This is a genomic window from Ensifer sp. D2-11 (genome assembly GCF_054161295.1).
Genome location: NZ_CP096433.1, coordinates 440,299 through 452,950 on the forward strand (window position 1 = coordinate 440,299; position 12,652 = coordinate 452,950).

10 protein-coding genes are annotated in these 12,652 nt (G+C 62.1%); 1 reads left to right on the forward strand and 9 read right to left on the reverse strand.

Features of this window, described 5'->3' with window-relative positions; genetic code table 11:
- The 5 genes from M1D34_RS02060 to M1D34_RS02080 form a co-directional block, all read right to left on the reverse strand.
- Positions 1 to 951 carry an ABC transporter permease gene (locus M1D34_RS02060; RefSeq protein WP_010970062.1) on the reverse strand — a complete coding sequence of 317 codons (951 nt, stop codon included), beginning with the start codon at positions 949 to 951 and terminating at the stop codon, positions 1 to 3.
- Between the two features lie 34 nt (positions 952 to 985).
- Entirely contained in the window at positions 986 to 1,954 is a 969-nt protein-coding gene (locus tag M1D34_RS02065; protein WP_004434190.1) for an ABC transporter permease, read from the reverse strand.
- 60 nt (positions 1,955 to 2,014) lie between these two features.
- The gene (locus M1D34_RS02070) at positions 2,015 to 3,577 is read right to left on the reverse strand and encodes an ABC transporter substrate-binding protein (RefSeq protein ID WP_498780424.1); all 1,563 of its coding nucleotides are present in this window, start codon (positions 3,575 to 3,577) and stop codon (positions 2,015 to 2,017) included.
- A gap of 277 nt (positions 3,578 to 3,854) precedes the next feature.
- Positions 3,855 to 5,345, reverse strand: a complete 1,491-nt coding sequence (locus tag M1D34_RS02075) for an amidohydrolase family protein (protein WP_498780426.1) — start codon at positions 5,343 to 5,345, stop codon at positions 3,855 to 3,857.
- A 77-nt stretch (positions 5,346 to 5,422) separates the two neighbouring features.
- The gene (locus M1D34_RS02080; RefSeq protein ID WP_498780428.1) at positions 5,423 to 7,003 is read right to left on the reverse strand and encodes an ABC transporter substrate-binding protein; all 1,581 of its coding nucleotides are present in this window, start codon (positions 7,001 to 7,003) and stop codon (positions 5,423 to 5,425) included.
- Positions 7,004 to 7,191: 188 nt separating this feature from the next.
- On the opposite strand from M1D34_RS02080, the gene M1D34_RS02085 reads away from it, so the two are divergent.
- Positions 7,192 to 8,667: an amidohydrolase family protein gene (locus M1D34_RS02085; protein WP_498780430.1), complete on the forward strand. Its 1,476-nt coding sequence runs from the start codon at positions 7,192 to 7,194 to the stop codon at positions 8,665 to 8,667.
- Positions 8,668 to 8,725: 58 nt separating this feature from the next.
- Here M1D34_RS02085 and M1D34_RS02090 read toward each other — a convergent pair whose 3' ends face one another.
- Genes M1D34_RS02090 through M1D34_RS02105 form a run of 4 tightly spaced genes read right to left on the reverse strand, consistent with a single transcriptional unit; the run spans position 8,726 to position 12,650 of the window.
- Positions 8,726 to 10,039 (reverse strand): aspartate aminotransferase family protein, encoded by a 1,314-nt coding sequence (locus M1D34_RS02090; protein ID WP_498780432.1) that lies wholly within the window; start codon positions 10,037 to 10,039, stop codon positions 8,726 to 8,728.
- A 14-nt stretch (positions 10,040 to 10,053) separates the two neighbouring features.
- Positions 10,054 to 10,722, reverse strand: coding sequence for a cysteine hydrolase family protein (locus tag M1D34_RS02095; RefSeq protein WP_498780434.1), 669 nt, complete (start codon positions 10,720 to 10,722; stop codon positions 10,054 to 10,056).
- A complete protein-coding gene (locus M1D34_RS02100) occupies positions 10,719 to 11,747 on the reverse strand; it encodes a branched-chain amino acid ABC transporter permease (RefSeq protein WP_498780436.1) in 1,029 nt (342 codons plus the stop codon). The genes M1D34_RS02095 and M1D34_RS02100 overlap by 4 nt, the downstream gene beginning before the upstream one ends.
- A gap of 12 nt (positions 11,748 to 11,759) precedes the next feature.
- Positions 11,760 to 12,650 carry a branched-chain amino acid ABC transporter permease gene (locus M1D34_RS02105; protein WP_010970054.1) on the reverse strand — a complete coding sequence of 297 codons (891 nt, stop codon included), beginning with the start codon at positions 12,648 to 12,650 and terminating at the stop codon, positions 11,760 to 11,762.
- Between the last annotated feature and the right edge of the window lie 2 nt (positions 12,651 to 12,652).

Consider the following 12,652-nt stretch of genomic DNA (forward strand, 5'->3'; position numbering starts at 1 on the left):
TTACCTCAGTTTCGGATTGAGAGCATCGCGCAGCCAGTCGCCGAGCATGTTGACGGCCACGACCAGCAGGCAGAGCTGAATGACGGGGAAGAGCACGATCCACCAGGATCCGGAAAACAGGAACTGGTTGCCGATGCGGATCAGCGTTCCCAGAGACGGCTGGCTCGGCGGCATGCCGATGCCCAGGAACGAAAGCGTGGCTTCGGTGAGGATCGCCATGCCGAAGTTGAGCGTCGCCGCCACCATGATCGGCGTCAGCGTATTGGGCAGGATATGGTTGGCCATGATGCGCCGGGCAGGCACGCCGATCAGCCGCGCCGCCGACACGTAGTCCTTGCCGGTTTCGACGATGGCCTGCGCGCGCACCGTGCGCGCATATTGCACCCAGGCGGATAGCGAGATGGCCAGGATGAGCACTGCAGACGCGCCGACCTCTCGCAGGCTGACGGGCAGCATCTGACGCACGACCGTCGAGACCAGAATGGCGACGAGGATGGTCGGAATGGACAGCGTGACGTCGCCGAAGCGCATCAGCAGATTGTCGATGAACCCGCCGAAGTAGCCGGCGATCAGCCCCGCGCTCATGCCGATCAGCAGGGAGAGCGCCACAGAGGCGATGCCGATGACGATGGAAATGCGCGTACCGTAGAGAATGGCCGACAGCATGTCGCGGCCCTGCGTATCGGTGCCGAGAAGATAGGGCCATTCTCCACCTTCCTCCCATACCGGCGGCAGTTCGGCCTTCCACATATCGAGCGCCGCACCGTCATAGGGGTTCTGCGGTGCGATCAGCGGTGCGAACAGTGCCGTCAGGATCAGGATCGCCAGAAGCGCGGCGCTGAACATCGCCGTCTTGCTATGCGTGAACGACCACCACACATCGCTTTGGCGCAGACGCTGGAAAAGCGAAGGACGCGTGACGGGCGGAGTTTGAGAGGTCTGGATGCTCATCGGTCTTGGCCCCACAGTCGGTTCAACGGGCACTTCAGCGGGCTGTACGCAAGCGGGGATCGATTACCGCATAGGCAATGTCCACCAGCGTGTTGAGCACGACGAAGATGAAGGAAATGATGCAGAGATAGGCCGCCATCACCGGGATATCGAGGAAGGTGACGGCCTGGATGAACAGCATGCCCATGCCCGGCCACTGGAATACGGTTTCGGTGATGAGCGCGAAGGCAATCAGCGAACCGACATTCATCGCGGTCATGGTCACGACCGGCATCAGGCAGTTGCGCAGCGCGTGGCGGAAATAGATGCGCCAGCGCGGAATGCCGCGCGCCCGGGCAAACTTCACGTAATCCGATCGCAGCACTTCCAGCATTTCAGCGCGGACCAGACGCATGACCAGCGTGACCTGATAAAGCGAAAGCGCGACGGACGGCAGCAGGATCGCCGCGCGGCCCGAAGGCGTCAGGAGCCCCGTCGACCACCAGCCAAGCTGCACGACATCGCCGCGACCGAAGGCCGGGAGCCAACCGAACGTAACCGAGAAGACGAGGATCAGCAGGATGCCCACGACGAAGCTCGGCAGCGAGACGCCGACAATGGAGATGAACTGCAGGCCCTCCGTATACCATTTGCCGCGCTTGATCGCCGTCAGCACGCCGAGGGGAAGGCCGAGCAGCAGGGAGATCAGGGTGGCAACCAGCACCAGCTCCAGGGTCGCCGGAAAGCGTTCGGCGATCAGGCTCAGCACATCCTGGCCATTGCGGTAGGAAATGCCGAAATTGCCCTGCGCGGCGTTGACCACGAACCGGGTATATTGTGTCATCAGGCCATCGTTGAGACCCAGACGCTCGCGCAGATTGTCGCGGTCGGTCTGCGTCATCTGCTCGTTGGCCATCATCTCGACGGGGTCACCCGCCAGCCGGAAAATCAGAAAGGCCAGCAAAGCGACGGCCAACATCACCATGACGGCGTTTGCCAGGCGTTTTATGATAAAAACCAGCATAGGAATTCCTCGGTCACGGGACGCTCCGGGAATCCACCTCCCCGGAGCGTCGTGATTGGATTATTCGGCAAACTGCGTCAGCCAGTGGCGCGGCTTGTTGTCCGGCAGTTGCACGATCTTGTCGATCTTGTTCGACATGACCCAGGCCATCGGCTGCTGGTGCAAGGGCAGCATCACGATCTCGTCCTTCACCATTTGCAGCGCCTTGCTTTGCAGCGCCAAGCGCTTGGTGCGATCCATTTCGGTCGAGGCCTGCACGATCAGCTTGTCGATCTCCGGATAGCTCCAGCCGCCCCAGTTGAAGACGCCGGCATTGGCCGTCTTCGTCTGAATCATCTGGAGAAGGATCGAATAGCTGTCGAGCATCGGTTCCGTGGCCCAGCCGATCAGATAGACGTCGGACTTGCCGCTCGTACGCTTCGGCGCCTGTGCGGCGGTGGGGGCAATGTCGAGCTGCGGTTTGAAGCCCGCGCGGCTCAAAAGGTTCACCAGCCCCTGGCAGAGCTCTTCCTCGTTCACATAGGCGTCGGTCGTGCAGACCAGCGTGAACGGATAGTCCGAAGCGCCAGCCTCGGCCAGAAGCTTCTTCGAAAGGGCAGGATCGAATGCCAGCGTCGTGTCCAGCTCGGGAGCGTAACCCGGAATTTCCGGCGCGACCACCGCGCCTGCCGTGCGCGACTTGCCGCGCATGACGCGCTGCTGGATCAGATCCCGGTCGAGCGCATGGGCAAAAGCCTGACGCACGCGCAGGTCGTTGAATTTGTTCTCCGAACCGTTTGCGAGTTCCGGCTTGCGGTTGAAGCCGACCATGACGGTACGCAGATCGGTGCGCTCCATGACTTTCAGGTCGGGCTGCGCCTGCAGCCGCGGCAGATCCTGCGACGGTGCGTTTTCCGTGAAGTTGACTTCGCCGGACAGGAGCGCGGCGACGCGCGTCGCCGCCGAGGTGATCGGCGTGAACTCGATGCGGTCGACGTTGGACTTGGAGGTCTTGTCCCACCAGTCCGGGTTTTTCACGAGGACCGTCTTGGAATCCGGCACCCTGCTTTCCAGCTTGAACGGACCGGTGCCATTGGTGTGATAGGTGGCGTAGCCTTCGATCTTCGCGCCGACATCGGTCGGCTTTTCCGAATTGTTGGTCTTCAGCCAGCCAGCATCGAAGACGTGGACGTTGGTGAGGTCGTTGAGAAGCAGCGGATAGGGCCCGCTCAGCTCGATATCGATCGTATGGTCGTCCACCTTCTTGGAGGACTTGTAGGCCGGCAGGTTGCCGCGAAGCGGCGAAACCGGATCGCTGACGCGCTTCAGGGATGCGAGCACGTCGTCGGCAGTGAATTCCGCGCCATCGTGGAATTTCACACCCTTGCGCAGGTGAAAGCGCCAGACCGTGTCGGAAACAGTTTCCCAGGATTCGGCAAGGGCCGGTTCGATCTTCAGATTGGCGTCGTAGCGCACCAATCCTTCATAGACATGATTGAGAAAGGACAGCGTATAGCTGTCGCCATAGGAATAGGGATCAAGCGAGTAGATATCGCGCGCCGCTCCCCATTTCAGCGTTTCGGCGTGGCCGGACAAGGTCAGGCCCATCAGCATCGTGGCCGCAAGGCCAAGTTTCTTCATCATAAGTTTGCTCCGCTTCTGGAAATTTGCGCCTCCTTTTCGGAGGTCTGTTGTCATGCACCGCCGCATCCGTCGCCGGTTGCGGTATTCTCAAACACTTGCGCCGGATGGGCGCGCACCGGGGTTGGGTGTGATTTTCCTCCTTACGACATGACCTGCCTCCCAGGTCATTTGAGGATAGTATGGCGATCGGCAAAAAGTTGTCAACGTGATTGTAGACAATATTTGTCCATTCGGCGTCATGATGTATGTCGACAAAATGCTCGATCCAGGCGAGTCCCTACTGGATCTTCCATACTGGATAGCTCGGCGAGAAGATTTTCCCGACAGGCGGATGCCGCCAACTGCGATCCGGATATTTGGCAATCAGGCCGTCATATTGTTGCTGTGCCTGCTCGCGCGCCGCAATCATGTCGATGCCGGCAACCTTGCCGTCCAGCATGGAAAGGCGCCCGTCGACAAAGACGGCCTGCGTCACCTTGCCGGAACCGCCGACGACCAGCGTAGTGACGGGATCGACGCTCGGGCTCATATGGACATCGTCGAGACGGAAGACGGCGATATCCGCTTTCGCGCCGGCGGCCAGCCGCCCGAGGTCCCTGCGACCCAGCGCTTTCGCGCCGCCGAGCGTGGCGGCATCGAACAGATCTTTCGAGAATACCGCATCCGAAGTCTTTTCGCCGATACGGCAGGCGATCAACCCGACCAGCAGGTTCATCAACATGTCGGGCGGCGCGGTATCCGTAGACATGCCGATATTGATGCCGAGGCTGCGGCAGGCGGAGAAGGAATTGAGAATGCTGCCCATGCGCGCCGAAACCAGCGGCGAATGGGCTATCGAAACACCGTGTTGCGCGTAGAGCTGCAGATCCTGTGGCGAGGCGTAGGTTCCATGCGGCGCGATCAGCCTTTCGCTCATGAGCCCATGATCCGCCAGCCATTGCGGCGCGGAAACGCCATGCAGCCTGCGCATGGTCTCGAGTTCCAGATTGCCCTGCGCCATATGAATTCTGACGCGGCAATTGAGATCGCGCGCCGCGGCCATGGTGCGCTGCAACAGGGGCAATGTGCAGGTTTCGATACGGTCCGGCGCCAGCATTCCGTTGACCAGGCCGTTATGGCGGCCATGGTTGCGCTCGATGAAATCGATCGCGTCCGCAAGGCCTTGCAGTCCCCGCGGCTCGTCGAACGCCGGCTCGATACGCCCTGGACCCTCCAGGATCATCCCACCGGAGCGATAGGCGGGGCTCAGAAAGACCCTGAGCCCGAGATCGCCCGCCGCCTCGGCCGCGGCCTCGAATTCCGCGACGGTTTCGGCCCATTGGCGATAGTAGAGCGAGGCGATGGGCGCGGCGGTGGTGATGCCGTTCAACAGCAGGAGGCCGAAAGCGAACCGCTTCTGGAACGCAAGCTCCTCGGCGGAATACATCTCATAAGGTCCGCTCTCCACGTAGGAACGTGGCCAGATGCGCCCTTTGGCCCACCCGGGCTGGTTGTCATGGACGAGCAGGTAGGTATCGAGATCGGACAGGGCGTCGAGGTCGATCAGGCCGGGGCTGACCAGCGCCGTACCGAAATCGATACTGCGCGCCACGTCCCCCTCGAAGCGCGGCCCGGCATAAAGCACCTCGTTTCGGTCGACAACGATTTCGCCGTCGGGGATCAGAGCGTGGCCGCCATCGCGCCAGGCGAGCACCCATCGTGCGGTTATCAGCGTTCTCCCATCGGGCCGTTCACCCAGAACGAGATGGCTGGATAGATCAGGTTTCATGAGATTTTCGATCCTGCTGCATATCAAAAGAGCGCCTCACCGGGGTGAAACGCTCTGATTGCGGGCTGGAAGTCGGCCTATTCGGCCATTTGCGTGTGCCAGTGGCGCGGCTTGTTGTCGGCGCGGAAATCCACGCTCTTGACCTTGTCCAGCATGCCCCAGGCGATCGGCTGCTGGTGAAGCGGGATCAGGATGGCCTTGTCCTTGGCGAATTTCAGCGCCTGTTCTTCCAGCGCGAGACGCTTGGCGGTGTCAGGTTCCTGTGCCGCCTTCTTCACCAGATCGTCGAGTTCCGGATAGGACCAGCCGCCATAGTTGGACACGCCCGTCGAGCCGCTGCGTGTGGAGAGAACCTGAGACAGCAGCGAATAGGCATCGAGTGTCGGTTCGTTTGCCCAGCTCAGATTGAACATGTCGGCCTTGCCATTGGTGCGCTTCGGCTGCTGCACGGCGCGGGGGCCCATGTCGATGGTGGGCTGGAAGCCGGCACGCTTGAGCATGTTTGCAATGCCCGAGCAGATGTCTTCCTCGTTGATGCTCTCGTCGTTCATGCACAGATAGGTGAAGGCGAGATCCTTCTGGCCGGCATCTTCGAGCAGCTTCTGGGCAAGCTTGGAATCGGCAGGCTGATAAGTGTCGAGCGACTTCGCATAGCCGGCGATTTCCGGTGCGATGAGCGAGCCGGAAGGCCGCGCCAGACCGCGCATGATCTTCTTGTTGATGAGATCGCGATCGATGCTTGCTTCCACGGCCTGACGGACGCGAAGGTCCAGGAACGGGTTCGGACGCCCGTCTTCAAGCTTCCCCTTGCCGTTGAAGCCGATGAAAACCGTACGCAGCTCCGTGCGCTTGCTTACGGTGATGCCCGGCGAGGATTCCAGGCGGGGAAGATCCTGAATGGGGGCGGAATCGAGCAGATCGATTTCGTTGGAAAGAAGCGCCGCTACACGCGTTGCCGCCGACGAGATCGGAATATATTCGATCCGGTCCAGATTGTGCTTCTTCTGATCCCACCACTGATCGTTGACGAGGAGAACGGTCTTGCTGTCCGGAACGCGGCTTTCCAGCTTGAACGGGCCTGTGCCGTTCGTGTTGTGCGTGGCGTAATTCTCGGTGTTGGACGCAATATCGGTCGGCTTTTCCGCGTTGTTGTCCTTCAGCCATTTGGCGCTGAACATGAAGATATTGGTCATGTCGTTCAGGAACAGCGCACTCGGCGCCGACACCTCGATATCGACCGTGAAATCATCGACCTTCTTGACGCCGACATAGAGCGGAATATTGCCGCGCAGGGGCGAAGTCGGGTCCGAAACGCGGTTCATCGAGGCGACCACGTCGTCGGCGGTGAAATCCGCGCCGTCGTGGAATTTCACGCCTTTGCGCAGGGTGAAACGCCAGTGTTTGCTGTCGATCAGCTTCCACTCGGTGGCGAGCGCCGGCTCGATCTCGAAGTTCGGGCCATAACGGATCAGACCTTCATAGATGTGGTTCAGGAACGCCAGATTGGATGTCGAGGGAACGGAATCCGGATCGAGCGAATAGATATCTGCCCGGCTGCCCCAACGCAGCGTCGCGGCACTTGCCGAAGTGGCCAGCGCCGGCGCGGCAATAGCCGCTGCGGCCAGTGCCGATATCAGAAACCTGTTTAAACGCGACATGAACTTCCCCTTATGACGGTCGATAGACTGGTTGGCCCGCATTTTTGGGCAGTATCATAACCGATTGTTTTATTGTCAACGATATTGTTGCCAATTATGAATCAGAACATCGACAGTCCGATACGGCACCACGGGCGCTGAAACACGCATCGAAATACCGCCAACGGCATTTTTGAAGGGAATAGGAAATGGATGGGTTCCTGCTGCTTCACGGGACGATCGTCACCGTCGACGAGACACGGCGGATCATCGACGATGGTGCGCTGGCAATCGAGAACGACAGGATTGTCGACATCGGCACATCGCAAGCGCTGGATCCCCGTCATGCCGGAAAGAAGGTGATCGACTGCCGGGGCAAGATGATCATTCCCGGGCTGATCGATGCTCATGGGCACGCCGGCCATGCCCTGATCCGCAGCATTGGCGCGGACACCAATTCGCTCTGGATGCGCATAGTGACGCCGACCTACTATCACTATGTCACCCGCGACTACTGGTATGCGGATGGCCTCGTCTCGGGCCTGGAAAGACTTCGTGCGGGCGTGACCACCTCGGCCAGCATCATCACATCGATGCCGCGCAGCGACGATCCGGTATTCGCGATCAATCATGCTCGCGCCTATTCGGAACTCGGGCTTCGCGAGATCATCTGTGTTGGCCCAGCGGGTCTGCCCTGGCCGCAATCGGTCACGCGGTGGGAAAGCGGCAAGCCGGAGCGGCGCAGCGTCTCCTTCGAGGAGATGATCGAGGGCGCCGAAGCCGTCATCGAAAGCCTGAACGGAACGGCCGACGGGCGCATCAAGGTCTTCCTGACGCCGTTCACGATCGTGCCTTCGGTCGAACCGTCGAACGCATCGACACCGGACTTTGCCGTCAATCTGACTGAAAATGACCGGATGCAGGCGCGGCGCATTCGCGAAACTGCGCGCAAATGGGGCGTCCGCATTCATTCCGATGCCTTCGCCGGACAGATACGCATGGCCTGGCAGGACAGGGAAAACGCGCTGCTGGGCCCCGATGTGCACCTGCAGCATTGCTGGGGAATTTCCCACGAAGAGATCGACATCCTGGCCGAAACCGGCACCCATGTCACCCACGCGCCACCCGGACGCTCCACCCCGATCATGGAGATGATGGCCCGGGGCGTGCCGGTCGCGATCACTTCGGACGGCGCGGCTCCGAGCCGTCATTTCGATATGCTCCAGATCGCGCGCAGCGCCCAAGCCACCCAGCACATCCTGCACAATCACGACCGCTATATCCTGCCGCCGGGTAAGGTTTTCGAGATGATCACCATCGATGCGGCCGGCGCCATCGGCATGGATCACGAGATCGGTTCGCTCGAGGTTGGCAAAAAGGCGGATATCGTCATCATCGACATGCGCAAGCCGCATCTGACGCCCAACTGGATGCCGGTTCACCGGCTGATCCACCAGGTTCTCGGCAGCGATGTCGATACGGTGATCGTCGACGGCAGGATCATCATGGAGGAGGGCAGGGTACTGACCGCCGACATGCATGAGGCGCTGGCTTTCGGTGAAGCCGAAGCAAAGGCGCTTGTGGAGCGGGCCGGTCTGCACGCTCACATGCACGATCCCGGCTGGAAGCAATTGCATCGCACGTTCCAAAGTCCGATTCCGCTGCCGCCCGTGCCGGACCACTGAACTCAGCTGATGGGAGACCAGGAAGCCCGCAAAGCGTCCGTGAATACCAGCGACGCCGTTACCAGCCGGCAAAATCTCTGAGCAAGGCCTCATCGATCCGCCCAGCCGCCACATCGGCGAGCGCCTGGCCGAGCATAGCCACACCCGACTCGGCCTCCGCCGGCGTCAATGTCAGCGACGGCGTGAGTTCGAGGACGTTGGACTGCACGCCGACATAATAGAGGACGAGACCGAGTTGGAAGGCGCGGTAGACGGTCAGCGCCGCCTGACGCGAAGCCGGTTCGCGGCTGGCGGGATCCGTCACAAGTTCGATGCCGAGGGCGAGGCCGCGGCCGCGCACATCGCCGATCAGCGTGTGGCGGGCGGTAAGGCGGTCAAGCGCTTCGCGCAGCACCTTGCCGCTTCTTTCCGCATTCAAGATGAGGTGGTCGCGCTCGATCGTCTGCAACACGGCCAGCGCGGCGGCCGCGCAGACGGGATTGCCGTGCACGGTCTGCAGCGAGAAGGCAACGCTGTGGTTCATGATGGCTTCCGGACCGACCACCGCAGAGATCGGCAGGCCGCCGCCAAGGCCCTTGCCGAAGACGACGATGTCCGGTTCGATACCGGAATGCTCGAAGGCGTTGAAGCGGCCGCTGCGGCCGAGGCCGACCTTCACCTCGTCCGAGACGATCAGAATGCCGTGCCTGCGGCAGAGCGCTTCCACCGCCTTGAAGAACCCGTCCGGCGGCACCAGCATGCCGCCGTCCGACTGGATCGGCTCGATGAAGAAGGCTGCGACCTCTTCCGGCGGCACTTCGGTCGCGAAGAGCCGCTCGAGATGGGCGAGCGCGGCGTCCCTTGCAACCTCGGGGCTGCCCGCGGCATAGCTGTTCGGATAGGGCACGAGCGTCAGGCCTTCTGCCCGACTGCCCTGTTGTGCCGGATGGCCGGAAACGCCCATGGAACCGATAGTGCCGCCGTGATAGGCCCCGTGGAACGCAAGAATGCGCGCCCGGCCGGTGGCGGCGACGACGATGCGGGCGACCGTCTCATTGGCGTCGGAGCCGGAATGGCCGAACCAGACGCGGCCGCGGGCGCGCTCCGGCACGAGCGAAAGCAGCTTTTCGGCGAGCAGCACGCAAGCCTCGTTGGCCGATGAAAGATAGCTCGCGCCCGCCTGATCGGAGAGCGCGCGGCCCACCGCCTCACGGATCGCCGGGTGGGAGTGGCCGAGGCTCGCCGCGCCCCAGGAGGCGGAGAAATCGAGAAGCTGCCGCCCGTCGTCGGCGGTCAGATAGGCGCCGCTGCCCCCGACGACCGCCTGCGGAAAAAACCGCAGATGCGCCATTTTGGAAACCGAGCGGCTTTCGCGGGCGTAGAGACCTGGCACGCAGGCAATCTCCTCTATTTGAAAAAGGTGAGAACCTCTTCGAGCGAGACGACATGGCAGTAGATCATGTTGATGATTTCCAGTTCCCGCCGGTGCAGATCGTCCGTCGCCGCGGCGCCGCAATCGTCGACGACGACCACGCCGAAACTTTCATCCGCAAGGCTGCGCACTGTCGAGGAGACGCACTGGTCGGTGAAGATGCCGCAGCAGATGACGTCCTTGATGCCCATATTGTGGAGGATGAGGCGAAGGTTCGTACCCGTCAGCGTACTGTCTGTCGTCTTTGTGACGACGATCTCGTCGCTACGCGGTTCCAGCTCCGGAACGATCTGTCCCTCGGGCAGCTCCTTCGGCAGGAGCAGGTAATTGAAGCCGGGCTTCTTCTGGCTCAGCGAGCGGTCGCGCCCGTCCGGCTTCAGGCAGGCGATGCGGGCGAAGATGACCTCCACCTTGCGCTTGCGGCATTCGTCGATCAGCCGCGCCGTGTTCGGTATCACCGTCTTGCGCATACGCTCGTAGAAAGGTTGCCAGCGGGCGGTTTCCTCAGGCGTATCCTTCGGGTCGAGATAGGTGTTCTGGATGTCGATGACCAGCAGCGCCGTCGTCTCCGGATCGAGCGCGATGTCGTCCGGCTCCTCGGCACCGGCATAGTAGAAAGATCGGTAGGCGGTCTTCCAGTTCATGCAACTGTCTCCTTCTTGCGGCGGGCGCGGGTGAGGATGTGGCCTATCTCGCGGTTCGGGAAGAGACCGCCCGGCTTGACGATCATCACGGCGATCATGGCGAGCGCGAGGACGATTTCCGTGAGGCCGACGACCTGGCCGGCGCCCAGGGCGGTGGCGTTGAGCGCGCCTTCCGTGCCGCGCAGCCCCTCATAGGCGAAGGTGACGAGAATCGTGCCCGCCACGGCGCCCGTCACGGTGTTGGCGCCGCCGATCACCAGCATGGTGATGATGAGGAACGTCTCCTTCAGATAGAAGGCTTTCGGCGCGAACGAGGTGATGAAATGTCCCCACAGCGCTCCGCCGATGCCGGCGATGAATGCGGCAAGGATGAAGGCGCGCCAGCGCAGTTGCGGAATGTCGGCGCCGAGGGCCGCCGCGGCGACCTCGTCCTCCCGCGAGGCGCGCAGCAGCTTGCCTGTCCGCGATTCCTTGAAGGCAAGCGCCACCACCACCACGATGGCTGCGACGATCGCGGCGACCGGCATGTCCGTGGTCTTCGGCAGGCCGAAGAGCGTGCGCGGGCCGTTGGTGAAGGCGCTCCAGTTGTTCATGACCGTGTAGAGCACGACGAGCAGCGCGAAGGAGGTGATCACCGACGCCGCATCCGAAAGCCGCATCAGCGGATAGGCGACGATGGCCGCGACGACGGCGGCCAGCACGCCCGCCGCGAACATGGCGAGGAGCGGCGAAACCTCCACGACCTTCATGAACTCGTAGAGATCCGGCAGCGCCATGCCCTTCATCTGAGCCGGGATGGTGAGCACGGCGGACGTGTAGGCGCCGAGGCCCATGAAGCCGATATGGGCGAAGGAGAGCAGGCCAGAATTGCCCATGAAGGTCTGCAGGCCGATGACCAGCACGAGCGAGATCAGCAGGTTGGTGGCGATACGGTCGTAGAGGCGGATGCCGAGGAGCTGGCTCCCGACGGCGATGGTAACGATGACGCCGATGAGAATGAGGGCGGTGAAATAGGAGTGTTTCATGGTCGCGCTCCCTCAGGTCCGCTGTCCGCTCGCCGGACCCCTGATGAGGCCGTCGGGGCGCCAGAGCAGGATCAGGATGACGAGGCTGAAGGTGAAGGCGTCGCGGAATTTCAGCAGATCCTGCGACAGGGTGTAGTTGAGCGTGGTGTCGATGAGGGCGAGCAGGAAGCCCCCGACAACCGCGCCGGGCAGGCTCCGCATGCCGCCGATGACCGTGGCGATGAAGGCGACGAGCAGCGGCTCCAGACCGATGCCCGGAACGACGGTGCCGATGCGGCCGATCCAGAGAATGCCGACGACGCCGGCGAGGAAGCCGGAAAGGGCGAAGGCGGACGAGATGATGAGGTTCGCCGGCACTCCCAACATGCGCGCCATGGTGAAGTTCGTCGCCGCTGCGCGCATGGCGATGCCGAGCGTCGTCCTGCGCATCAGGAAGGCGACGCCGGCGAGCAGGGCGATGGAGGCGGCGATGGTGATGAGGTTGCGGACCGGGGTGATCGCACCGCCGATCGAGACGGTCTGCGAGAAGATGTCCGGCAGCGGCACGTTGCGAGGCCGCGGCGAGATGAAGAGCAGCGCCGCGTTCTGCAGCAGGTTGGAGAAGGCGAAGGATGTGATCAGCACCGCCGTCACCGATTTGGCCCGCACCGGACGGAAGGCGGCATAGTCGGTGATGATGCCGAAGAGGATCGCCATGCCGACGGCGAGCACCGCCATGACGATCCAGGGCAGGCCCGAGCCGCTGGCGAGAAACATCGTGTAGCCGGCCACCATGATGAGTTCGCCATAGGCGAAGTTCACGAGGCGCAGGATGCCGTAGATGATGACGAGGCCGAGTGCCATGAGCGCATAGGCGCCGCCGAGGCTCAGGACGTCGATGACGAACTGGATCGCGAAAGCCATGG

What these genes read in the sequence shown, in the direction of transcription:
- M1D34_RS02075 (WP_498780426.1), bottom strand. Translation starts at nt 5,345, where the DNA reads ATGAAACCTGATCTATCCAGCCATCTCGTTCTGGGTGAACGGCCCGAT.
- M1D34_RS02085 (WP_498780430.1), top strand. Translation starts at nt 7,192, where the DNA reads ATGGATGGGTTCCTGCTGCTTCACGGGACGATCGTCACCGTCGACGAG.
- M1D34_RS02100 (WP_498780436.1), bottom strand. Translation starts at nt 11,747, where the DNA reads ATGAAACACTCCTATTTCACCGCCCTCATTCTCATCGGCGTCATCGTT.
- M1D34_RS02065 (WP_004434190.1), bottom strand. Translation starts at nt 1,954, where the DNA reads ATGCTGGTTTTTATCATAAAACGCCTGGCAAACGCCGTCATGGTGATG.
- M1D34_RS02080 (WP_498780428.1), bottom strand. Translation starts at nt 7,003, where the DNA reads ATGTCGCGTTTAAACAGGTTTCTGATATCGGCACTGGCCGCAGCGGCT.
- M1D34_RS02095 (WP_498780434.1), bottom strand. Translation starts at nt 10,722, where the DNA reads ATGAACTGGAAGACCGCCTACCGATCTTTCTACTATGCCGGTGCCGAG.
- M1D34_RS02105 (WP_010970054.1), bottom strand. Translation starts at nt 12,650, where the DNA reads ATGGCTTTCGCGATCCAGTTCGTCATCGACGTCCTGAGCCTCGGCGGC.
- M1D34_RS02060 (WP_010970062.1), bottom strand. Translation starts at nt 951, where the DNA reads ATGAGCATCCAGACCTCTCAAACTCCGCCCGTCACGCGTCCTTCGCTT.
- M1D34_RS02070 (WP_498780424.1), bottom strand. Translation starts at nt 3,577, where the DNA reads ATGATGAAGAAACTTGGCCTTGCGGCCACGATGCTGATGGGCCTGACC.